The sequence below is a fragment of the Paenibacillus suaedae genome (assembly GCF_032337355.1).
GTDB lineage: Bacteria > Bacillota > Bacilli > Paenibacillales > Paenibacillaceae > Paenibacillus_B > Paenibacillus_B suaedae.
In genome coordinates, this window is sequence record NZ_JAVYAA010000001.1 from 273,473 (window position 1) to 296,056 (window position 22,584).

Here is a 22,584-nt window from a genome sequence, read left to right on the forward strand (position 1 = left end):
CATGGTACTACCAACACAAGTTAGCGCTCGTAACATTTTGGTGCTGGCTCCTCATACGGATGATGCGGAACTAGGCTGCGGCGCGTTTATTGCGAAGCAGATCGAGTCTGGAGCTAATGTTGTTGTCGCGGCGTTTTCGGTAGCTGAGCAATCATTGCCAGGCGATTTCGCCAAAGACACGCTGGCGCATGAATTTCATGCATCCATGGACGTATTGGAAATTCCACATGACAATCGCATCATCTATCGATTCCCTGTCCGCCAATTTCCCACCCATCGCCAAGAATTGCTGGAAGTTCTCGTTGGAATGAAGCGAGACATGAAACCGGATTTGGTCCTAGTGCCATCCTCGTCCGATATACACCAAGATCATCAGGTCATCTGTAGTGAGAGCCAGCGCGCATTCAAGGAACAATCCCTTTACGGTTACGAGCTCCCTTGGAATCAACTGAGCACCAATTCACGAATATTTGCCCCGCTTGACCGGAAATATATGGAGCGGAAATGGGAAGCTTTGCAGCAATATCGTTCTCAGCTGCATCTGAACCGGAGCTATTTTACGAGAGAGATGGTATTTGGATTGGCCAAAATTCGAGGCGTTCAAATCGGTGAAGAGTATGCCGAAGCCTTTGAACCCCTAAGGGTGAGAATATGATTGTCAGCATTCATCAGCCGAATGTCCTGCCGTGGCTTGGTTTTTTTCATAAGATGGCCTGCTCGGATTTGTTCATCTTGCTCGATACCGTTCAATTCACGAAAAATGGCTATCAAAATCGCACAATGATCGACACGCAAGGCGGTCCGAAATGGCTGACTATTCCCGTAGCGAAGGAAGGCTTGTTCGGAACGAGGACGATCGATGTGCGAATTGCGAACAACCGCGACTGGCAGGCGGAGCACATGCGCCAGCTCGAGGCCAGCTATGGCAAATGCCCTGGGTATCTTCAGCGGAAAAATGAACTGCACGATCTCTACGGTGCGAAATATGAGCGCCTTGTCGATTTTGCTATACCGAGCATCGAGCTGCTCATGAACTGGCTGGACATTCGCACTCCGCTCATCCGTTCCAGTTCCATGTTGGCAGATGGGAGTAAATCGGAGCTGCTTGCTCAGCTCGTTCATGAGGCAGGCGGCGATGTTTATTTATCAGGCCCCAGCGGCAGGGAGTATTTAGATGAATCCATATTTCACAAATATGGAATCCGGGTGGAATATCACGAATTCACACCGTTTTCTTATCCGCAAAGACATGCCAAGGAAGGGTTTACGGGCGGGTTAAGCTCGCTGGATTATGCGATGCAAGTGGAAACTTTGCATTGGAAGGAGGCGGCAGTATGAGTGTAGCTGGAATGAACATATGGATCGTGAATCATTACGGAGTCGCCCCTGGCACAGGCGGAGGGACTCGTCATTTTGATTTGGCGAAGCAGCTTGTGAGGCAAGGAGCGAGTGTCACGATATTTGCTTCCGCCTACGGGCATCAGAATTGGATTAATCATTTGGAAGGCTCGCGCAATGCGGTTCGGGAAGTGACATATGATGGAGTGCGGTTCGTCTGGCTCCGCACAACGGCTTATAAGCGCAATGATTGGCGGCGCGTTAAGAATATGCTGGATTATACATGGCGCTGTTATTGGGAGGGGCGGCGGCGCAAAGAGAGCCCCGATCTCATCATCGGCTCTCTTATGCATCCTGCGGCTGCATGGATCGGTTCCCGCCTTGCTGCTCATCATAATGCGGTATTCTACTTCGAGGAACGAGACTTATGGCCGCAGACACTCATAGACTTCGGCAAGATGTCGCCGAACCATCCGATCGTCAAGGCGCTCTATTGGCTGGAATCTCATTTATATCGGAAGGCGTCCCGCATCATCGTGCTGTTCGATAAAGCTGCTGATTATGTGGAGAAGCAGAGCGGGCTGGGATCGAAGGTACTGGTTCTGCCTAATGGTGTCGATATGGAGCGCTTCGCTCTTCCGCTGGCCGAACTCCCTTCTGAGGTGGAGCGCCAATTTGAACAATGGCAAGGGAAGTTCATTGCGATTTATACCGGATCGCACGGTATTTCTGACGGCATACATCACCTTTTGGAAGCAGCAGCACTTAGTAAGGGAACCGACAGTAACATTCAATTCGTCTTTGTTGGGGACGGACCGGAGAAGGAAGCTCTAGTGCAGCAGGCGGAACAAGCGGGATTGACTAATGTAGCCTTCCTCCCACTTGTGAAGAAGGAAGCCGTGCCCACACTTTTGGCGCGGGCTCATGTAGGCTTAATTGCGCTGCGTGATGCTTCTGTCTACAAATGGGGCATGAGCTTCAACAAAATGTACGACTATATGGCTTCTTCATTGCCGACTCTTCTCGTTGGCAAGATTGACGACTCAGTCATTGCAAAGGAACGAATCGGTCTTGTCCTGCAAGATTCAGAGGAATTAAGTGAAGCTCTGTCCAAACTGGCGAGGCAGTTGAAGGATCGGGAGGAAATGGGCCATAGAGCAAGAGCGTATGTGGAACGAGAGCATGATTGGGAACGCATGTCCTATAAGCTCTCCGCGGCAATAGCGGAGGACGTTGGGCGTAACGAGAAGCGAGTTAGCAAGCGCAATACGGCTGCGTCCTACGATGTGTAGAGGGGATGATTCGAAGATGGGGATAAAGGATGACAAGCATGCAGCAGCAGAATTGCAAGTGTTGGGACAGGATATTCGAATGGGAGAACAGGTGAGGCTGGGATATTTCTGTGTAATTGGTGATGGAGTGACAATCGAAGATGGAGTCTGCATTGGCGATGGGAGCATCATTGGAGCAGGTTCGGTCATTGGCAAGGGAGCGGTTATTGGCCGTCATGTCATCATCGAAGAGAAGACGGTTTTGTGCGATGGGGTAACGATTATGGATCAAGCCGTCATCGGCAAGCAGCCATTTCGTGCGAAACGATCTGTACTTCAAGATAGAGGAAGCCAGGATCCGTGCATCATCGAGGAAGGCTGTACGATTGGAACAGCTAGCATCGTATATGCGGGCGCTGTTCTGGAGCAGGATGTATTCGTCGCCGACCTAGCTACTGTGCGTGAACGTGTACGTGTAGGTGCTGGTACGATTATCGGACGCGGAGCTTCGGTAGAGAACGATTGTACGGTAGGCGCACGCTGCAAGCTGGAAACGAATTGTTACATTACGGCTTATTCCACTATTGGTGATGATGTATTTGTTGCGCCGGGTGTTATCACGAGCAATGACAATTTCATTGGCCGAACGAAGGAACGATTTAAGTGGATGAAGGGAATAACTGTGAAGAAGGGCGGACGTCTTGGGGCTGGAGTCGTAACGCTGCCGGGGGTTGTCATTGAAGAAGAAGCCGTTGTCGCGGCTGGAAGTGTTGTTACTAAAGATGTGGAAGGACAGCAATTGGTCATGGGGATTCCTGCACGCGTTCTCCGTCAAGTGGCCGAGGAACAATTGCTGCAGCATCAGTAATGAAGCGTATATTCGATATTGCAGTTTCGTCCATTTTACTGCTCGTAATCAGCCCAATCCTCCTTATTACCTATATTTGCGTTCGCGTTGCATTAGGTTCGCCGGCCATTTTCAAGCAGGAGAGGCCGGGCAAGGATAAACGCGTATTCCAGGTTTATAAATTTCGCACGATGTCAGACGCCAGAGACAGTGCAGGGCAACTGCTTCCAGATGCCCACCGCATTACCCCTTTCGGTACGTTCCTGCGCTCAACGAGCTTGGATGAGCTGCCCCAATTGTGGAACGTGTTGCGCGGAGACATGAGCCTGGTAGGACCACGGCCTTTGCTCGTGAAGCACTTGCCGTACTTCACGAAGCGGGAACAGAAACGATTCCATGTTCGTCCGGGCATTACTGGATTAGCCCAGGTGAAGGGAAGGAACCATCTATCCTGGAATGAACGTTTGGAGCTTGACGTCCAGTATGTGGAGAACTGGTCCTTCTGGCTGGATATCAAAATTTTGTTCTTAACAATCATTACCGTGGTCAAGCGGGAGGGAGTTGCACTTCCTGGAAGTCGTGGGGCTTCTGACCTCGATAAGGAACGATATCACAGCCGCGAGGGGTGATGGGGACATGTGGAAACGATTATTTCCTGACTGCCGCATCGAGTCACGAGGCGAATCTGTTCATGTCCGAACGTTGGAACCGGAACATTATGAGGAAATCTCCCGCATGAGCGAGACATGGATGACTGCGGGGCTCTATGAAGCGACGCTTTTTTCGGCCCATGGATATGCTGATTTTTTGCGTGCTTCGCTTGCTATCCCTCCGTCTCGTTTCACTTCGCATTTTATAGGGATATATACGAATGCGAATTCCCTGATTGGCTTCGCAGAATGGAGACTGTTCGATGACATCTTATTTCTGAATAATTTCTACGTATCTGCTCTGTTCAGAGGAAGAGGCATCGGCTCCCATGTGATTCGACAGGCAAGCATTCACGCCGCGAAGGAGGGCTTCTCTTCCGTGCAGCTTGATGCATTCGACACGAACGAATCTGCCATTCGGCTATATGAGCGGAACGGATTCGTTCGCCAGCATGCTTATTATTGGTATGCAAGTGCTCCGCTGCATCAATGGATGGACGTAGAAGCGGAAGAGGGCAGCTTGGATTATATGATTCAAGACTGGCCGCAAGCGGTAGCCAGCCTCGAAGTGTATGGATATGGATTCTTTCGCGTGAGCTTCGATCATCAAGAAGAACGAATTGTGCTTATGAAGGAGAATTATTTCCGTATGCGCTTGAAAGCTGCAATGAATAAGGATGTGCTTGCTCTGCTTGCACGTCTTGCCCCGCATCGAAGGGTGCTTGTGTCAGACGGAGGGGAAGAGCCGCCTTACTCCGGCATGGAACAGTTGGCTGTAGCGTTTCGCATGGTGAAGCCATTGTCTTGATAAGATGAGGACAGGAAGGGTTAAGGGCCATGATTATAACAATACCTGCATTGTTCGTACCCGAACGAACATATATCATTCAACAATTGGTCGGCGATATGCTCGGATTACCGTATCAGCTCGTCGTGGACAATGATAAGGATCAGTCGCCCTATATCCGGTTCGCACTGTCGAACGGGAGCAGCCTGTATATCAGAGATGCCTTCTTTGCTCAATATGAGGATGGATTGTCTTACTTGTCCGCGGATACGAGCCAACTACGTGTGTCCTATGCCAACTCCAGATTTGCTCCCGAAGGGGATTTGCCCGTATGGTTCGGGAGAGGGGAATGGCGAGTGGATGGAGGGGACTTGTATTGCGAAGCAGATCTGCTGGCTGCTTGCTTTTTTATGCTCACTCGATGGGAAGAGTGCGCGAACATAAGAGACCGTCATGAACGGTTCCCCTCATCCGGCAGTTTGGCTGTTCGGAGCCGCTTCTGGCAGCGTCCTGTTGTGAATGAGATGGCTGAGATGCTCTGGAATATGCTCATTGAAGTAGGATTGGAGGCAGAACGAACAAATCGTCCCTCTGAATTGATTGTGACGCATGATGTGGATGATTTGCGATATTGGGACGGTATGAAGCGTCTTATTCGGAGTATGGCAAGAGGCTTGGCCAACTTGAGTCCATTGGCTCCCATTCGAAGCATGCTGGAATACATACAAGTAAAGTCAGGTAGATGTGCCGACCCGTACGATACATTTGATTGGCTGATGGATCTGTCTGAGCAGGCAGGAGTTCAATCCAGGTTCTATTTTATGGCGGGGGGCACGACCTTTTACGACAATCGATATGATGTCCGGGGAGAACTCGCTCGTTCGGTGCTCAAGCGTGTACGTGAGCGCGGTCATATCGTCGGATTCCACCCCAGCTATGATGCATACTGCAATGAAGAGTTGTTCTTGCAAGAGAAGGAGCGGCTTCAAGAAGCGGCGGGATGCGTGGTTACAGAGGGAAGGCATCATTATTTGCGCTTCCGTGTTCCGGATACATGGGGCATATGGGAGCGAGCCGGGATGAAGATAGACAGTACGATTGGGTATGCCGATGAAATCGGGTTTCGCAGCGGAATCTGCCATTCATACCGTGTCTTTGATATTCATGCCAGACAGCCTTTATCTCTACAAGAGCTCCCTCTAACCGCAATGGAGGTAAGCCTTGGCGGTTATCAAGGACTTGAACCCGCTCAGATGTTTGAGCAGATGAATAACCTTCTAGGAGTCGTGCATCGATATCGCGGACAGTTCGTTTTATTGTGGCACAACTCCAACATTCGCAACTCGTTCTGGAAGCCGTATGCGAATTACTATCATTCGTTCGTCATTCAAGGAGGGTGTCCAATTGGGTAATGTTCAAATACTGTCGCCTGACGATAGGAAGCAATGGGATGAACTTGCCATGAGTATAGTGAATCCGGACATATATTGGTTATCAGGCTATTGCTCCTTATACGAGAGCGGACAGGAAGAATCGGCACGTCTATTTATTTACAAAGAAGATACCGGAACTGTCATGTATCCATTTGTTCTCAGGCAAGTCAATACTCTACCGCATATTAAGCGCTTATGGGAAGACGCTCCGGAAATGTACGACATTATTACCCCATACGGTTATGGAGGACCTATATGCACTTCCTTACATAATGAAGATCGTAATGGATTGCTTGGGCGATTTCAGCAAGCCTTCTCCAGCTATTGTAAGGATCAAAAAATTATAACGGAGTTTGTCAGATTTCATCCTCTTTATCGCAATCATCAGGATTACATGGACGTGGATCCGTGCTTCGTGCGCAATACGATCAGTGTGGATTTAGAACCGGCGGTAGACGATATTTTCGCCAAGTTCAGCTCCAAGAACCGGAATCGAATTCGTGTATCTTTGAAATCTGGACTTTTTGGACGGCAGGAAACGATGACGTTAGAACGGCTTCAATCTTTCATTGATATGTATTATCACACGATGGATCGTGTGAAGGCTCAGACCAGCTATTACTTTACCGAACAATACTTTTATGACATGCTGGATCGCCTATCCGATCAACTCACCATGCTGGGAATATACGCGGAAGACGAGTTGGTTTGTGCATCGATATTTTTGCATGAAGGTGAACATGTGCACTATCATCTGCTCGCTTCCAATGAGCGATATTTTTCTTGCGCGCCCAATAATTTTTTGCTGTACTTCGCCATACAGCACTTCAAGGAACGAGGATTCAAGAAGATTCATCTAGGAGGCGGTTATACGGGCAATGATTCCTTGTATCGCTTCAAGAAAGGGTTCAATAATCATGAACCATTGGACTTCTATGTTGGAAGGAAAGTACGAGATCCCTACCTATACAAATTATTGAAAAGCAAATTTAATGGTATTACGGAGAGCGAGTATTTCCCATTTTATCGCGACCCTTCACTTATGGCGGTTGGGATTGACTCAGCAGAGGTGACCCAGTATGTCTAAGCCTTATATATATCTGTCTCCTCCGCATATGGGAGATGAAGAACGGATTAAAATCGATGAGGCATTTGCTAGTAATTGGCTGTCCTCCGTCGGTCCGCATATTCAGGCATTTGAAGAAGAAGTGGCCCATTATGTAGGGGCGCAAGGAGCAGTTGCGCTAAGCTCAGGGACGGCGGCCATCCATTTGGCTTTACGGCTGGCTGGGGTAGAAGCGGGCGATTATGTGCTATGTTCCACGTTTACCTTTATAGCTAGTGTGAATCCTATCCTGTACTTGAACGGGATTCCTGTATTCGTTGATTCGGAGCCGAATTCCTGGAATATGTCGCCAGAGGCGCTGGAACGGGCATGTGAGCAGCTTGCGCAAGAGGGGAAGACGCCGAAAGCTGCTGTCATCGTTCATCTCTATGGGCAGAGCGCAGATATGGATGCAATTATGGCTATTTGCAATCGTTATGGCATTATTGTGGTGGAAGATGCAGCAGAGTCACTAGGTACGACCTATCGTGGCAGACATTGTGGGACAATCGGTCATTTCGGCATCTATTCGTTCAACGGCAATAAGCTCATTACCACATCCGGAGGGGGAATGCTGGTGAGCAGCGACCCCGTGGCACTTAGAAAGGCCAGACATTGGGCGACACAGGCTAAAGAAGATCTGCCGTACTATGAGCATTATGAGATGGGGTACAATTACCGGATGAGCAATGTGCTGGCAGGAATTGGACGTGGTCAGCTCACCGTGATTGAAGGGCGAATTGCCGCAAGAAGGGCTGTATATCAGCGGTATCGGAGTGTATTGGAAGCTTATGATGGTATTCGACTGATATCAGAACCTACCTACGGAAGATCGACTTGCTGGCTTACGGTTATCTTGGTTGACTGCAAGCGTACGGGGACGTATCCGCTCTCGATCAAAACTGCTCTGCAGCAGAACGGCATCGAGTCGCGTCTCGTATGGAAGCCGATGCATCTGCAGCCGATGTTCCACTCCAGCTTATATTTCCCTCACGAGTCGCATCTTAGTGTGTCCGAGCAATTGTTTGCACAAGGGCTATGTTTGCCATCCGGCTCGAATCTGACGAGTGCTGAACAGGATCGGGTGGTCGATGTCGTTTTGGAACATTTACAGCAGAATGCGATTTATCGGCAAAGTGTGTAGAACAGGAAGAAGCATAGAAGCCGAGTGAAGAAGGAATCACCCGGCTGCCCGTACCATTTTTTTTATAAGTGCGTGTTCAAAAAGGCTGGTTTTCAGCACCGAGAAAGTTGGATGAAGCTAGGGCATGAGGAGCGGAGCGTACGTTTTGGGTACATGAGCACCGGAAGGCCCGGCTGAATTCAAGATTCGATGCCGAGCCCACTTCATGATTTACTTCGTGATCAAAAGCGGACTTTTTGAACAACCTCTATAAGCCTGTATAGGATCTTTTTTCTATCCACTGATTGGGCGCTAGAATGCATTGCCAGCCTTCTACGACATATTTGCTGCCTTCGGTGCCGAGCAGCGAGAGATTATCGTTCAAGATCATTCGCCCTTTATCCCATTGTCCTGCAGTAGGCGGCTGCGTGCCAAGATTCACACCAGGTATGATCTCTTCGTAGCCAGACCAGACCGCTGCCGTGCAGTCGATGCTGTAAATGCAGAAACTCTTGATGCGCAGCGGCTGTGTTCCTCCTGATAACAAGACGCGTATCATAGTGACATCAGAATGAACACGGAAATAGAAGTCTTTGTTGGAGTCAGAGCCGGTAATATAACCGCCTATTGCTCCACCCCCGGGTGCGGTTGTGTTGAAGTAGGGCTCTGCGTTGGAGGAGCCTTTGACTGTTGCTTCATTTTGAATAGTGCTTCCTAGAATGTTGCCGTTTGCATCGTAGCAGATGACAATGACGCGTCCCCCATATCCAGTGATCGTATCTTTTTGTACAATAAATCGCTTGGCTTTGGAGGTGTTGATGAATACGCCGATTGCTGGCTGAATAAGCTCTACATATTCATTGGCGAGCGTCATTGCTCCGGACTTCAGAACTGTGGACGTGCGAGAAGTGGCGACATTAACGCGTGGAATATTGACTAAGCTGTTCCCATTATAGTAGCAGGCTATTTTATTCAGGGAACCGGATAGGAAGATCATGTTTCCTTTTGTATTGATTAATTTGGATTTGCGTGAGGAGTACACGGATACAGGATAACGGCTTCGATCATCGATATTGCTTCCGTTCAGTTCTCCATAACCGACATTGAACACGTTATTCGAAGACGAGTTGAACACCCGTACAAAGGTCGTATTATTGTCCTCGTTGCGCATATCTTGGAATTTATTTTGCTCACCGTGATAGATCAGAAGCGGGACTGCTTCGGCATTGCCCGTAAGGTAGGATTGGCCAAGCTCGAAGCTAGGTTTGATAAAGACATTGTTGTTATTGTAAAAGTACGAATTATCAGGCGATACAATGCGAATTCCGTAACGGCTTGCATTCGTATTGACCTGACTCCAGCATCCAAACCTTCCATTCTCAAATAAATTTTCATTGACCCAGCCAGAACGAACTGCCGACAAATCCAGCGCAATCTTATTATTCATGATTTGTCCAAGTGTCAGCTTGTTGAAGGAGAATCCTTTACTATTTCCCTTAGCTTGCAGACCGATTGTGAAGCCATCGATTCCTACAATATCGATATTACATGAGATGAAGTTGGTCAGAATGATGCCGATGTTCCCTTCGTTGCTCCAGTCGGATACTTGCGCATTTCGGACATTCAATTTGTAATCCATCATGGTGGTAGATTCGATGGCATTGCCGATCAGCAGACAAGGTTGAGTGTTGTCTCCCTTATAAATAAGCGGGGCATCCATAATAAGTCTGACGCCGGATGGCACGGTGATTGCTTGGGAGACTACAGCACCTTTGCCGGGAGGAAAGTAGACGCTCATCTGATTGACCGCAGCGAATTGCAGCGCTTTATTGACGGGAGTGGTATCGTCTGCTGCTCCATCATACAAAGCTCCGAAGTTCTGCGGAGTAACAAAGTTCGGATTAATCATAGGCGGACACATCCTCTTCTATCGGAATAGTAGCTTGTTTTTTATACAATATGAAACGCCCTACTAGAAAGTGATGACAGCAAATGTCACGATATATAAGTAAGGAGATTACATATATGACAACTTATAGAATTGATTGGAAATGGAAGTTAATTATCGTTTCTTTCATTATTGCTGTACTATATTTTTGTATCGATTTCGTGCTTATGAACAGTCCGCATGCAGCAGGCCAGTCCAGGAGCAATTACTATACAGCAGAGAAACGCCAAGCTGTTCAGGACAATGTGAAAATGTATAAATGGGCGCGGGATGAAAGGGATGCAAGCATAAGAAGGGCGCAAAAATATATAGATTTGAGCTACGAAGAGCTATGGTCGATGATTACCACGCAGGCCTTGCCGAGAAGCTATGATGTGAATGAAGAGATGGGAAGTGTGATAGGTGGTCAGAAGGGGCCTCGTGATGACCGTTCAAGCTACGAAATTGACCCTGTGGCGAAGCCGTGGAAAGTAAAGGATAAATCGAATGGAATGATGTTCCCAACGAATGATTTCGCTTCATACTACCGGAGCGGCTTAGATGATAAGGGAGGATTTGATCCGAAGCGCGCCGACCGCAAATATTTGGTGAATACGCTGTATCCGGACAAAGGCACGGCATTTGGCGTCGATGACGGCAGTGGATATGTTGATGAAAAAGGCAACAAGTATACGTTTATCGCGTTCTACAATCATTGGGTATGGAGTCAGTGGTTAACTGATGCATTGCGTTCGCTGCGTGAAGCCTACTTATATACGGGAAATGAGAAGTATGCATATAGCGGTCTGGTTCTATTAGATCGTGTAGCCGATGTGTATCCTGATATGGACGTCTCCGTGTATCGGTGGGAGGATGGGTTCAAAAATGCGCACGGCGGGACGGGACAAGGCAAAGTATTGGGATCAATTGCTGAAGTTACACTGACGGAGCAGCTGCTCCTCAGTTACGATGCCTTTTTACCCGTACTCCAGAAGAAGACTGCTCCATACTTGTCCTTTTTGCAAAAGAAAGCCGCTCGTTACAGCCTTCCCTCATCGAAGGGAACAGCCGACAGTATAAAGCAAAACTTTGAGAATCGTATCATTCGTCAAATTGTGCCTGCTGTCAAGAAAGCGCAAATTTCAGGCAACTTCGGATCTCATCAGAATGTGATCGCACTAGCGGCTATTACCTTGGATCAGCTTCCTGAATCTGCGGAGTGGATTCAATTTGCGCTGCAGTCAGGGCAGTTGGAGCGTGTAGCGGGCGGCGGATGGAGAATAAGTGGCGGAGGCGTCTATGACGTTCTGGCGAATCGTATTGATCGCGATGGCTATGGTGATGAAGCTTCACCTGAATACAATGTGACCTGGTTGGAACGAATGAACAGTTTGGCGGATATTTTGGACAGCTATGAGCGCGTCCCAAGCGCGGATTTATATAAGCATCCGAAGGTGAAGAAGATGTTCTATGCCTTTCTTGATCTTGTGATGCAAGGCAAGGACACACCCAATATCGGGGATTCCGGCTCGATAGGCAAAGATAATATCTGGGCGAAGCGGGACTTGGTATGGAGGGCATTTGTTAAATATCGCGATCCTTTATTTGCCCAGGCAGCATTTCTATTGAATGGAAACCGAACGGAAGGGATTACAAATGATTTGTTTCAGCCGAAGATGGAAGCGCTGCTAGCTCAGTTCCGGAAAGTCGTACAATCTCAGGGCAGCTATAAGTTCAAAAGTATCAATTTAACGGGATATGGATACACAGCTTTGAGGCATGGGGATATTGAGGCTTGGCTGTACTATGGGCGAAATGGCACATCCCACGCTCATCGGGATGCGCTGAATATCGGGTTATATGGGTTCGGTCTAGATATGGCCCCGGATCTTGGTTACGTGACCTTCGCTGACGATAACATTTTGCGCAGACGCTGGGAATCGAACACCATATCGCATAATACAGTTGTGTTCAATAAGGAAGGACAGCAGCCAAATTCATGGGTTGGCATTCCACGTCATTATGATGACGGCAAATACGCCAAATTAATCGATGTGGAGGCGCCCTATGCATACGAGGGGGCTGACTTGTATCGAAGGACGTTCGCTCTTATTCCCATTGATGATCGACTTGCCTATGCCGTTGATTTCTTCCGCGTCAAGGGGGCGGGTGAACAAGTGTCAAGCTTTCACGGCATGGAAGGAACGGTCGAGACTGGTGGGCTGAAATTAGTGGAGCAGAAGTCAGGCACGTATGCTGGCGAACAGATTCCTCTTGCAGATCCCGCCTATTCGGAGCAGAGCAAGAGCGGATATAACTATTTGTACAATGTCCGTAAGGACAAGGATCCGATCGGCCAGTTTTATGCAGAGTGGAAGTCGGCGAAGTCTGTGTCATATAACCGCGCGCAGGTGAAGCCGAATTTGCGGGTTACGATGCTTGGTTCGTATACAGATGCAGCAGTTGCCCAGGGAGATCCACCCCAAAATAAGCCGGGGAATCCTCGACGACTCGATTATTTATTAACACGGCGTCCTGGCGGGGAGAGCTTGTTCACTTCGATTCTGGAGCCATTCGCGAAGGAACGAACGATCAAAACAATTCGAAGGCTTAGCGTAACCCATGAAGGTGCGGCTGTTCCTGAATGGGAAGCGATGGCCATTGAGGTTGCCCTCCAAAATGGTCGGAAAGATACGATTATTTGCAGTCTGGAATCGAATCGGGAATACCAATTGGAGAACGGACTGTCATTCAAGGGCTTTTTTGGACTGACAAGTATGTCGTCTAAGGGGGCGAAGGTTCAGTATGCACACGATGGAACGTGGCTGCAGAACGATGGCGGCAAGCAGGAGTCCAAATCGGAAGCAGAGCGCTTAGTGGGGAAAGTTGCTGGCTTTACAACAGGGTGGAGCCTTGATAATCGTTTGGAACTCCAATTTGAAAATATGGCATCGTTCGATGTGAAGAAACTAGTTGGTGCTACGGTGTATGTTGACAATCATTCGGTGACTTCATCGAACTCTGCAGCTGTACGGAATGCGGCTTATACGATTAAGAGTGTAATCAAGCAGGAAGGCAGTCATGTGGTCGTCAGTCTTGGCAATACGACCTTTATTCAACAACAGATCGGCGATAGATTCATCTACGATATTCAGGCAGGACAGTCGTTTGTTATCCCTCTATCGCAAGCACGCCAATTCTAGCGGAATGACAAAGGAAGGTTACGAGAATGAATATTATCCATACTGCGATCAAGCGCTGGCGCGTGCTCACCGGCCAGGGATCCTTTGTTAAGAACGTTATTATTATGCTTAGCGGAACGGCTGCCGCCCAAGGAATAGGGATTGTTCTATCCCCCCTCTTGGCACATTTGTATACACCTGAGCAATACGGTGAGCTGGCTGTTTATATGTCTATACTGGCGATTTCTGTTTTGTTCGGAAGCTTGGGGTTTGAACGAGCGATACCGATGGAGGAGGACGAAGAGCATATCCCCTATATCGTAACTTTTTGTTTTTTGCTTCTCATTCTTCTCACCGGTGTGTTCTTGGCAGCGATTATTTTGTTTGCGCCGATGATAACTGATTCGTTCAGAATTGGAATGATCGTGTACCTGCTTCCTATATCCTTCTTCGGTTACGGCCTCTATAATACGTTAAATTATTGGGCGCTCCGAACGAGAAGCTATGGACCGCTAGCCAGAACGAAATGGGTGCAGGGGATGGGGGGAATCCTTATCCAGTTGGCTGCTCCGTTTGTCGGATTGGGCAGAGTCGGGCTCGTATTGGGCGAAGTATTTGGACGCGTAGCAGGAACGGGAACACTGTACACGTTATTTCATAAGCAATTCCGGCCTGGCCAATGGGCCCGTCAAGCGAATTGGAGCATTATGAAGAAGATGGTCAGCCGATATCGCAAAATTGCGCTGTATGTGACTGGATCAGGAGTATTCACCTCGATGACACTCCAAATGCTGCCGCTCTTCATGGCGGGATATTACGGGTTGAAGGAAGCGGGCTCCATCGCTCTCGTTGATAAGGTGCTAGGAGGGCCGATACTGCTGCTAAGCATGTCTATCTCGCAAGTGTTCTACGCGGAATCGATGAAGCATGCACGCGAGAATCCGCAGATGCTCGAGCAACTATTCCGGGATACGTTTCGCAAGCTATGTCGAATCGGAGTAGTACCTATTGTTGTAATCGCGGTTGTAGGACCGCCATTATTTGTATGGCTGTTCGGTACTGCATGGGAACCTGCTGCCAAATATGTGCCGGTCTACGCGCTATTGTACGGTGTAAATATTTTGTTTTCTCCGGTATCCGTCATTTTAGAATCCCTTCGCCTGCAGCATTGGAATTTTTGGTGGACGGTTACTCGTTTTCTGGTATTGGCGCTAGGTTTGCTAATCGTCGTATGGCTGCAATTGTCCCCGCTGGCGGCTGCCATCTTGCAAGCCGTCATATTGGGCGTATTCTATTTGATTATTTATCGAATGAGCGCTATCGGCATAAGGAAGCGTAAGGAAGAGTGGATGAATTCCGCTGCAACAGGTGGAACTGATACGACAGTGAATGAACGAGGTGATAGGAGTGAGGCATGACATGACAGTTGAGCTGCATGAAAGAGAGACCTTGACAGAGAAACGAACGGTTGATATTACGGATATCATGCTGCAATTAGGCATTTTGCGAGCAAGGTGGGAATGTGCTGCGAGTCATTCTGTTGTTCAGATTGTACAAGAGGAATATCATGACGAATAATTGGCCTACTGCGTATCCGTCGCAACTATTCATTATCTTGCCCAAGCCGGTACCCGTTCTGATGACAATAGATCGCGTGCATCAGGAGCCTGTTCTTCACGCGCGAAGCTGTGAAGTTATGCTTGTCGGGCTTAGCCCGAACTGCTTAACGATGATTACTCATTTGAGCTTGCCAATATCAAATCATTACTCCTTAGCATTTACATGTGAATTTGACGACGACCGTATGTCTATTCGCGGAAACGTTGTGTGCAAAGAACGGAAGCATGAACAAGAACAGGTTGAATATCAATACACCGTCAAATTTATATTAACCCCTCAGCAGAAAGCAATGCTTACCTCACGACTAAACATTCAACTTACGAAGGCATGTCCGCATTATTCCAAAATGATGAATACGTATAATCAATGTTTTTTGTATAACCCCGATCCTGCTTGGGCGCAAGTCCAATGGTTCGGCTGACCGTAGAACTGGAATCATCCCGAATATGTGATTGATGGATATATGTCGCACTTTCCCCACATTGAAGGTCAATAAGAGGGTGAACGGCATAGAATAGTAATGAGTGGGCGAAAAGCCTCTTCAATCAGTCACGAATTATCTCTCGAAAAGGGAGTTGTCAGGATGAAGGTCAGTCAGACAAAATTACCCGAAGTATTTCTTCTCGAGCCGAATGTGTTCGAGGATGAACGCGGATTTTTTATGGAGAGCTATCACGCACATAAGTGGGAAGAGCTTGGTATAAATTATTCGTTCATGCAGGATAACCATTCCTTATCTGTGCGTGCTGGCACACTGCGAGGTCTTCATTATCAGTTGGATCCTTATGCGCAGACGAAGCTGGTACGGGTTGCAGTCGGAGCCGTCTATGATGTTGCGGTTGATATTCGCCAAGGCTCTTCGACGTTCGGACAATGGGTTGGTGCTATCTTAAGCGCATCAAATCGTCGGCAGCTTCTCGTCCCGCAAGGCTTTGCACATGGCTTCTGTACGCTCGTTCCGAATACAGAGGTTCTATATAAGGTGGATGCTCCCTATCATGCGGCATCCGACCGAGGGATTGCATGGAACGATCCAGCGCTTCATATTGACTGGCCTGTAAGCAAGCCCATCTTGTCCGAGAAGGATGCCAAGCATCCGATGTTAGAAGATGCCGAGCTTCCTACTTGGAAGGCAGCCCCCAATTCTTGCAATAAGGATGGTGCTGCCGAGTGAACAAGGAAGAGATGAAGGTGCTGGTTACAGGAGCAGGTGGACAACTTGGAATGGAGATGCTGATTGTGCTGCATCGCCACGGCATATCGGCAGTTGGCTACGGGCATCACGATATGGATGTGGCGGATGCGGAGCGAGTGCGGACGGTGATGGAGAAGGAGCGTCCTACACATGTTATCCACGCTGGGGCGTATACGAAGGTAGACTTGGCTGAGTCGGATTCTGACACAGCGTATCGAATTAACAGCTACGGGACGCGCAACGTGGCCGTAGCGGCTAACCGTATTGGTGCAGCACTTGTATATATCAGCACGGATTATGTATTTGATGGGAAGAGTGACTGCCCATACAATGAGTTCCATTCCGTTCGTCCCATCAATATCTATGGGCGTTCGAAGTGGGAAGGCGAGAGATTTGTACGAAATCATCATCCTGCTGCATTTATTGTACGCACCTCTTGGGTTTTCGGCTTGTATGGGGACAACTTCGTCAAAGCGATTCTAAGGAAGGCACAGACGGAACAAGTGCTGCAAGTCGTTAATGACCAAGTTGGTTCGCCTACGTATACGCTTGATTTGGCGGAGAAGATAGTCGAATTGCTCTACACTACCAAATATGGAACCTATCATATTACGAACAGCGGAAGCTGCTCGTGGCATGAATTCGCTACAGCAATTATCAAGGAGGCAGGCTTGTCTACGATCGTACGCGCGGTGCCCACCTCTCATTTTCCAAGGCCTGCTCGCAGACCTGAATATTCAGTGTTGGAGCCACTAGCGTTGAGGCTTAATGACTTCTCGCTGCTTCGACATTGGAATGAGGCAATACGGCATTTCTTGCAGAAGGATGCTCCTCCCGAGAAATAGAGTGGTAATAGGGTGAAAGGGCAGATCGCACAAGTGAATAAGATGGATCTCGTTATTCGTTGTTTGCTTGCGCGATCTGGCCGGTCGGTTCAAATTTGCACGAACGATCAAGGTGAATAGAGGGGAGCAAGGGGAGGGGAGATTGTTTGATAGTACGAAGGAACTCATTGCGAAGATGGCACAAGGTCGTTCTTATCCTGCTTGGAGCTATGATATTAATTGTATCTACCGTTCTTCTTATCGTATGGAATACGTTGAAGGGAACGGCTGATGCGATGTATGAACCGCTCCCGGAAGGAACGAGAGGGCCATTACTGGAGCAGCCGACATCTGATTTGACGAAGCATGCTGTGCGAGATAGGAACGAGACAGTGCCAGCATCGACACAGGCAGCTACTGGTCTGCCGAATTTATCCGAGCAGAGCCCCTTTACGCTGCTCCTGATCGGAACGGATGAGCGGCCTGGCGATAAGGGGAGATCTGATTCGCTCGCCCTGGTTCTGGTTCACCCGCAGAGTGGTACCTTGTCCTTGCTCAGCATTCCTCGTGATACGAGGACGTCAATCGTAGGCCACCATACGGTTGATAAAATCAATCATGCCTATGCATTTGGCGGAGTTCCAATGACAGTTGCCACGGTGGAACAACTCTTTAAGGTGCCTGTTCATTATTATGTGAAGACGAATATGAATGGGTTTGTGTCGATGATAGATGCCTTAAACGGCATAGAAATAGAGAATCGCTTATCATTCACGGACGACGGTATAACTTTCCCGAAGGGCAAGGTGGCGTTGCAAGGGAGAGAAGCACTCGTATATGTTCGGATGCGCAAGCAGGATCCAGATGGCGACTTTGGCCGCATGCAGCGACAGCGCCAAGTGCTGCAGGCGATACTGAACAAGTCGGCCCAACTTGACTCAGCAGGACATTGGATGGATTTGCTCGCACAGGTAAAGGAGAATATCCGTACAAACCTGCAATTTGACGATTGGAAGCAGCTGATGCTTCATTATCGGCCACAGTTGACGAAAGTGGAGCAGCAGGTGCTGCAGGGGAAGGGGAAGATGATCAATGGGATCTACTACTTCCTCCCTGATGAAGAACAATTGCAGAAAATAGCCGAATCGATACGCAACCAATTGAAGGGGTAAACATATAAATACATAAAAAATGAGCGAGAATTCCCATGTTAACACCTTCTCCTCTATATAATAGAAGAAGCAAGCGGTTATCCCGCTTGCTTCTCGTTTTCTTTATGACTAGATGCATTGGCCGTCTCTTGTTTGTTCCCCTTGCCGCCTTTTTTGGATGAGCTAGCCTCGGATGAACGTTCCATGAGGCTTGTTCCATTCAGTAATCCGCCTTCCTGGATTAACAGCACTTCCGATAGACAATTGCCGCAGACTTGCCCCGTTGAGGAAATTACTAATTTGCCGCTTGCGTGAATATCGCCAACTACGCTGCCTGCTACAATAATATGATTGGCGGTAAGGGTAGAGTGTGCCTCTCCATGTTCACCAATTGTAATCGTACCACTGCAAGTCACTTCTCCTGTGAACTTGCCGTCAATGCGGATGTTTGCCTCGCAGCGGATTGCGCCTTCTAATTGAGTCCCAGGTGCGATATACGTGTCACTGTGCTTCGGTTGTTGTGTTGAGCGACGGAGCATGCTCGCATAACCTCCTTGAAATGGATCGGGATGACGAAGCTAGGATTGATAAATCGGATACGAGTCGGCACGAGTGCTGAGAGACGTTAATGGTTCGCTTGAACGTCTGTTGCGAATAAGAGGAGTAGGGATAGATTTCTTGGAACTTGTAGTCTCATACAGAGCGTTGCGTACATAAGGAAACGGATCGATCGGTTCGCCGCGCTGTACAATTTGAAAATGAAGATGAGGCCCTGTACTTCTTCCGGTATTCCCAAGCTTGGCAATATGGTCGCCTTTCGCCACTGTGTCATTTACGTCGATGAGGATCGACTGTAGATGCATATACCAGGTGTCTAGCTGATTGACATGGCGGATGACGATATAGTTGCCGCGAGCTGGCTGAAATCCGGCCTCAATGACCTTGCCGTCAGCTGCGGCATAGACGGGGTCGCCCAGCTCGCCGCCGATGTCGAGTCCCGCATGGAAGGCGGCTCGGCCATGCATTGGATCTTGGCGATAGCCGAAGCTGGATGTGATGCGGCGTGACTTCGTCGGCCAGATGGACGGCGTTCCTGCGATCGTCGATTGTCTGTTCTGTGCTTGCTTCAAGGTAGTCGGAACAGAACGCTGCATTGTATTCAACATGTCACTTACTTGCTTGAGATCGATGCGAGAGCGGTTTGCCAAATTCAGAATTTGATCCGTGCTCGCCTCGATGTCTTCGCCGCCAACCTGAATGCGTTCATTCCAAACAGAGGATTGTGAGGGGGCAGATAGCATAGCTGAATGTTTGGATGCATCCGAAGGAGCGATGTATCCTTCGACGAATTGCTGAAGCTGCTTCTCCAGGGAACTCATCTGCTCCATTTGATCCTTGACGGATTCTGCTTGGGAAGACAAGCGGATGACTTCATTTTTCAGAAGACGAATAGCCTCGTCCTTGTCCTTCACGGTGACGTCCAAGGCCATAGTCTGGGAAGTCACTTGTCCCTGAAGCTCTTGAATATGTGCGGTAGATTTCCATTGCATAGCCAGAAAGAGCCCAGATATCGATATGACTGCCGCAATCGGGACGGAGACAACTAGCATTTTCGATACACTGACCTGCTTCACTGCTTGATCTGCATCACGAATGACAAGCAGTGTCATCGATCCATTCCACCAATGCCGTTTCATCCTATCACCTCAACTTTAGACGCGTCATCAAGCATTCCCCTTCCCGGGTTAGCTTGCTGCTCGCGCACGATTCGCATGCTCGTAAGAAAGTTGTCTATTGATCTCTATTCAATGATTCCTCAAAACATACCTTTTTTCGTGGAGGCGTCACTTGTTCTCTGTCTTGGTTGGCACCAAAGTTTCAGAAGAAGTAGAGCCTTGTTGTGGATTTCGATAGCTTCCGGCTTGCAAATAGAGTGTTACAGATTGTTGTTCTCCGGCCATACTCTCTTCTTGCTTGACGACATACCCCTCCCCGATGATGGTGGCTTTGCGATCAAGCAACTGGCAGATGGTAAGTGCGTCTCGCAGCGACAATCCGGCAAGCGTAGGGAGGGGAACGTCCTTCTCCTTGCTTGTTAGTAAATAGACTGGCTGCTGTTCATACAGCTCTTCACCCTGCTGCGGATATTGTTCAAGCACTTGCGTACCTTTTCCAAGTACAACGGCATGCATGCGTCTATCTTTGATAGCCTGCACGGAGTCCTTTACCGGTTTTGATTTATAATTTCCTACGACAGCTGTATTCTTCGCTTCCACTTTGCTGTTGATCTTTACCGGTGGTTCAGAACCTTCATCGTTAGTAGGGAGTAGACTTGGATCGGGCTTAATCCCCATATATTGAAGCGTACTGAGCATGATGGAGCGGAAGGCGGGCATAGCGACCTGACCACCCAAGGTGAAGTCACCCCCAAGATCGGGCTCATCCACTACAATCGCGACGACAGCCTTCGGGTTATCGGCCGGTGCGTAGCCGACAAATGAAATAAGCCAATTTCCTTTCTTATAGCCTCGTTTGGCTGGTTTCTGTGCAGTTCCGGTCTTGCCAGCTACCCGATAGCCATCAATGATAGCAGGCTTGCCAGTACCTTTTAGGATAACTTGCTCCAAGCGCTCTGTGACCTCTCTTGCAGTGGCAGGGGAGACGACCTGACGCTCAGTCTGAGCGTTAGGAGAGGAGTCATTCTTCAGAATACTCGGCTGCATCCATTTCCCGCCGTTCGCGATGCTGGCATAAGCGGTAGCAAGCTGGAGTGTGTTTACGCGCACACTACCTTGCCCGAAGGTCGCGGTTGCAACCTCGGAGGGACGCTCAAATCGAACAAGAGGCGCTGCCTCTCCACTTAATTCGATGCCTGTTGGATATGTAAATCCGAAGCGGTCAATATAGTTGTACAGCTTCTCCTTACCGAGCTTCTCCAGGCCCAGTTTGACGAAGGCGACATTACTTGACTTCTCCAATCCTTGCTGGTAGCTGATCGTTCCCCAGCCATCCTTCTTCACATCGTGAATGACGTTGCCGGGAACCTTGATCGAGCCAGAGACAAATGTATCTTCCGGTCGGAATACGTTCTCCTCAATGGCAGCCGCAAGCGTAACGATCTTGAACGTGGATCCAGGCTCGTATCCGAAATGTATGGTATCGTTCGTCAAAGCGCCAATATTCGATATATCCCAGTATCGGTTCGGGTTGAAATCCGGTTTCGAGGACATAGCCAGCACTTCCATCGAATGCGGATCCATAACAACGGCCATGGCTCTGGCAGGCTGCCATTGCTTCATGACACGAGTCATGGCCTCGTCTACGAACCGCTGAACCTCGATATCAATCGTAAGCGTTACGGACTGACCGTCAATGGGCGGTGTTGTCGAACGGCTTGCCAGTGCAATGGGGTTGCCGCGATTATCCCTCAGAAATGCTGCCTTGCCATTCACACCTTGCAGCTGTTCATTGAATTTGCCTTCAATGCCGGATACAGCTTGTCCTTCTTTATTGATATATCCGAGTACGTGAGCGGCTAATTGATTATAGGGGTAATAACGCTTGGAGGACTTCATTAATCCAACCCCATAATCAGGGAAATGCAGCCACTCTCCATAATCCAATTCTTTGCCGAAGAGGGTGCGGAAATCATCGAGCTTCGAATAGTCCATGAGCCAGCCTTCTGTGCGCACTTCGACTTGGCGCTGCTTCGTTCGGCTAATGAGATCATTGAGCTCGGGAAGAGGTTTGCCCGTTATTTGATGAAGCCCATCGGCAACTCGACTTTGCTGCTTCAGATGCTCGATCTCCTGCGGGAAAACCACCAGATTATATGCTGAGGCTTCGAGAGCAAGCGGCTTCTGGTTTCGATCATATATTGTGCCTCTTTTGGCCAGAAGAACCTCGCTGCGCGCCCAAGTCTTTACATTGTGTTCCATGTAGAAATCATAACTGATGACTTGAATCCAGAACGTGCGTATGATTAAGACGAGAAAAACAAATACCATGATCATACCTAGTGCAAATACGCGCAATCGAATTCTGCGGTTCATGATCGACTGATCCTCCATGGAAAGTGTTGGGGTAGTAATATTTACTGTACATGGAGTGTGGTTATTGTACAAGAGGATA

The 22,584-nt window shown here is 48.6% G+C and carries 20 protein-coding genes; 16 read left to right on the top strand and 4 right to left on the bottom strand.

Annotation, left to right across the window (positions count from 1 at the left end):
• Position 1 precedes the first annotated feature (1 nt).
• From RQP50_RS01230 to RQP50_RS01270, 9 genes are read left to right on the top strand one after another with little or no spacing between them, the layout of a single operon-like run.
• Positions 2 to 655 (top strand): PIG-L deacetylase family protein, encoded by a 654-nt coding sequence (locus RQP50_RS01230; protein ID WP_065292608.1) that lies wholly within the window; start codon positions 2 to 4, stop codon positions 653 to 655.
• Positions 652 to 1,338 carry a WbqC family protein gene (locus tag RQP50_RS01235; protein WP_072727422.1) on the top strand — a complete coding sequence of 229 codons (687 nt, stop codon included), beginning with the start codon at positions 652 to 654 and terminating at the stop codon, positions 1,336 to 1,338. Before RQP50_RS01230 ends, RQP50_RS01235 begins: the two co-directional genes overlap by 4 nt.
• Positions 1,335 to 2,630 carry a glycosyltransferase family 4 protein gene (locus RQP50_RS01240; protein WP_315742622.1) on the top strand — a complete coding sequence of 432 codons (1,296 nt, stop codon included), beginning with the start codon at positions 1,335 to 1,337 and terminating at the stop codon, positions 2,628 to 2,630. The genes RQP50_RS01235 and RQP50_RS01240 overlap by 4 nt, the downstream gene beginning before the upstream one ends.
• A gap of 16 nt (positions 2,631 to 2,646) precedes the next feature.
• Entirely contained in the window at positions 2,647 to 3,477 is an 831-nt protein-coding gene (locus RQP50_RS01245) for an acyltransferase (RefSeq protein WP_315742624.1), read from the top strand.
• Positions 3,477 to 4,085: a sugar transferase gene (locus RQP50_RS01250; protein ID WP_072727421.1), complete on the top strand. Its 609-nt coding sequence runs from the start codon at positions 3,477 to 3,479 to the stop codon at positions 4,083 to 4,085. Before RQP50_RS01245 ends, RQP50_RS01250 begins: the two co-directional genes overlap by 1 nt.
• Positions 4,086 to 4,092: 7 nt before the next feature.
• A complete protein-coding gene (locus RQP50_RS01255; RefSeq protein ID WP_315742626.1) occupies positions 4,093 to 4,914 on the top strand; it encodes a GNAT family N-acetyltransferase in 822 nt (273 codons plus the stop codon).
• 29 nt (positions 4,915 to 4,943) lie between these two features.
• Positions 4,944 to 6,305: a polysaccharide deacetylase family protein gene (locus tag RQP50_RS01260; protein WP_021254355.1), complete on the top strand. Its 1,362-nt coding sequence runs from the start codon at positions 4,944 to 4,946 to the stop codon at positions 6,303 to 6,305.
• A complete protein-coding gene (locus tag RQP50_RS01265; protein ID WP_315742629.1) occupies positions 6,298 to 7,413 on the top strand; it encodes a lipid II:glycine glycyltransferase FemX in 1,116 nt (371 codons plus the stop codon). The genes RQP50_RS01260 and RQP50_RS01265 overlap by 8 nt, the downstream gene beginning before the upstream one ends.
• A complete protein-coding gene (locus tag RQP50_RS01270; protein WP_072727417.1) occupies positions 7,406 to 8,575 on the top strand; it encodes a DegT/DnrJ/EryC1/StrS family aminotransferase in 1,170 nt (389 codons plus the stop codon). The genes RQP50_RS01265 and RQP50_RS01270 overlap by 8 nt, the downstream gene beginning before the upstream one ends.
• Positions 8,576 to 8,822: 247 nt before the next feature.
• On the opposite strand, the gene RQP50_RS01275 is transcribed toward RQP50_RS01270, so the two are convergent.
• Entirely contained in the window at positions 8,823 to 10,463 is a 1,641-nt protein-coding gene (locus RQP50_RS01275) for a hypothetical protein (RefSeq protein ID WP_315742632.1), read from the bottom strand.
• A 116-nt stretch (positions 10,464 to 10,579) separates the two neighbouring features.
• Between RQP50_RS01275 and RQP50_RS01280 the strand changes: the two genes are divergently transcribed.
• The 7 genes from RQP50_RS01280 (at position 10,580) to RQP50_RS01310 (ending at position 18,474) form a co-directional block, all read left to right on the top strand.
• Complete coding sequence (locus RQP50_RS01280) at positions 10,580 to 13,684, top strand: heparinase II/III domain-containing protein (RefSeq protein ID WP_315742634.1); 3,105 nt, start codon at positions 10,580 to 10,582, stop codon at positions 13,682 to 13,684.
• 26 nt (positions 13,685 to 13,710) lie between these two features.
• The gene (locus RQP50_RS01285; protein ID WP_315742636.1) at positions 13,711 to 15,081 is read left to right on the top strand and encodes a lipopolysaccharide biosynthesis protein; all 1,371 of its coding nucleotides are present in this window, start codon (positions 13,711 to 13,713) and stop codon (positions 15,079 to 15,081) included.
• A gap of 1 nt (position 15,082) precedes the next feature.
• Positions 15,083 to 15,241, top strand: a complete 159-nt coding sequence (locus RQP50_RS01290) for a hypothetical protein (RefSeq protein WP_172619579.1) — start codon at positions 15,083 to 15,085, stop codon at positions 15,239 to 15,241.
• A complete protein-coding gene (locus RQP50_RS01295) occupies positions 15,231 to 15,704 on the top strand; it encodes a hypothetical protein (protein ID WP_315742639.1) in 474 nt (157 codons plus the stop codon). The genes RQP50_RS01290 and RQP50_RS01295 overlap by 11 nt, the downstream gene beginning before the upstream one ends.
• A gap of 162 nt (positions 15,705 to 15,866) precedes the next feature.
• The gene (rfbC, locus tag RQP50_RS01300) at positions 15,867 to 16,457 is read left to right on the top strand and encodes a dTDP-4-dehydrorhamnose 3,5-epimerase (protein ID WP_315742641.1); all 591 of its coding nucleotides are present in this window, start codon (positions 15,867 to 15,869) and stop codon (positions 16,455 to 16,457) included.
• Positions 16,454 to 17,323: a dTDP-4-dehydrorhamnose reductase gene (rfbD, locus tag RQP50_RS01305; protein WP_028531643.1), complete on the top strand. Its 870-nt coding sequence runs from the start codon at positions 16,454 to 16,456 to the stop codon at positions 17,321 to 17,323. The genes rfbC and rfbD overlap by 4 nt, the downstream gene beginning before the upstream one ends.
• A 146-nt stretch (positions 17,324 to 17,469) precedes the next feature.
• The gene (locus tag RQP50_RS01310; protein WP_315742644.1) at positions 17,470 to 18,474 is read left to right on the top strand and encodes an LCP family glycopolymer transferase; all 1,005 of its coding nucleotides are present in this window, start codon (positions 17,470 to 17,472) and stop codon (positions 18,472 to 18,474) included.
• A gap of 77 nt (positions 18,475 to 18,551) precedes the next feature.
• On the opposite strand, the gene RQP50_RS01315 is transcribed toward RQP50_RS01310, so the two are convergent.
• From RQP50_RS01315 to RQP50_RS01325, 3 genes are all read right to left on the bottom strand, one after another.
• Positions 18,552 to 18,992 (bottom strand): bactofilin family protein, encoded by a 441-nt coding sequence (locus tag RQP50_RS01315; RefSeq protein ID WP_072727411.1) that lies wholly within the window; start codon positions 18,990 to 18,992, stop codon positions 18,552 to 18,554.
• 39 nt (positions 18,993 to 19,031) lie between these two features.
• The gene (locus RQP50_RS01320) at positions 19,032 to 20,150 is read right to left on the bottom strand and encodes a peptidoglycan DD-metalloendopeptidase family protein (protein ID WP_072727410.1); all 1,119 of its coding nucleotides are present in this window, start codon (positions 20,148 to 20,150) and stop codon (positions 19,032 to 19,034) included.
• A gap of 147 nt (positions 20,151 to 20,297) precedes the next feature.
• A complete protein-coding gene (locus RQP50_RS01325; protein ID WP_315742649.1) occupies positions 20,298 to 22,505 on the bottom strand; it encodes a penicillin-binding transpeptidase domain-containing protein in 2,208 nt (735 codons plus the stop codon).
• Between the last annotated feature and the right edge of the window lie 79 nt (positions 22,506 to 22,584).

Excerpts from the sequence above, each read along its gene's own strand:
- RQP50_RS01255 (WP_315742626.1), top strand. The coding sequence starts at position 4,093 with ATGTGGAAACGATTATTTCCTGACTGCCGCATCGAGTCACGAGGCGAA.
- RQP50_RS01295 (WP_315742639.1), top strand. The coding sequence starts at position 15,231 with ATGACGAATAATTGGCCTACTGCGTATCCGTCGCAACTATTCATTATC.
- RQP50_RS01315 (WP_072727411.1), bottom strand. The coding sequence starts at position 18,992 with ATGCTCCGTCGCTCAACACAACAACCGAAGCACAGTGACACGTATATC.
- RQP50_RS01260 (WP_021254355.1), top strand. The coding sequence starts at position 4,944 with ATGATTATAACAATACCTGCATTGTTCGTACCCGAACGAACATATATC.
- RQP50_RS01285 (WP_315742636.1), top strand. The coding sequence starts at position 13,711 with ATGAATATTATCCATACTGCGATCAAGCGCTGGCGCGTGCTCACCGGC.
- RQP50_RS01290 (WP_172619579.1), top strand. The coding sequence starts at position 15,083 with ATGACAGTTGAGCTGCATGAAAGAGAGACCTTGACAGAGAAACGAACG.
- RQP50_RS01240 (WP_315742622.1), top strand. The coding sequence starts at position 1,335 with ATGAGTGTAGCTGGAATGAACATATGGATCGTGAATCATTACGGAGTC.
- RQP50_RS01280 (WP_315742634.1), top strand. The coding sequence starts at position 10,580 with ATGACAACTTATAGAATTGATTGGAAATGGAAGTTAATTATCGTTTCT.
- RQP50_RS01320 (WP_072727410.1), bottom strand. The coding sequence starts at position 20,150 with ATGAAACGGCATTGGTGGAATGGATCGATGACACTGCTTGTCATTCGT.
- RQP50_RS01325 (WP_315742649.1), bottom strand. The coding sequence starts at position 22,505 with ATGAACCGCAGAATTCGATTGCGCGTATTTGCACTAGGTATGATCATG.
- RQP50_RS01230 (WP_065292608.1), top strand. The coding sequence starts at position 2 with ATGGTACTACCAACACAAGTTAGCGCTCGTAACATTTTGGTGCTGGCT.
- rfbC (WP_315742641.1), top strand. The coding sequence starts at position 15,867 with ATGAAGGTCAGTCAGACAAAATTACCCGAAGTATTTCTTCTCGAGCCG.
- RQP50_RS01270 (WP_072727417.1), top strand. The coding sequence starts at position 7,406 with ATGTCTAAGCCTTATATATATCTGTCTCCTCCGCATATGGGAGATGAA.
- RQP50_RS01275 (WP_315742632.1), bottom strand. The coding sequence starts at position 10,463 with ATGATTAATCCGAACTTTGTTACTCCGCAGAACTTCGGAGCTTTGTAT.
- RQP50_RS01250 (WP_072727421.1), top strand. The coding sequence starts at position 3,477 with ATGAAGCGTATATTCGATATTGCAGTTTCGTCCATTTTACTGCTCGTA.
- RQP50_RS01245 (WP_315742624.1), top strand. The coding sequence starts at position 2,647 with ATGGGGATAAAGGATGACAAGCATGCAGCAGCAGAATTGCAAGTGTTG.
- RQP50_RS01235 (WP_072727422.1), top strand. The coding sequence starts at position 652 with ATGATTGTCAGCATTCATCAGCCGAATGTCCTGCCGTGGCTTGGTTTT.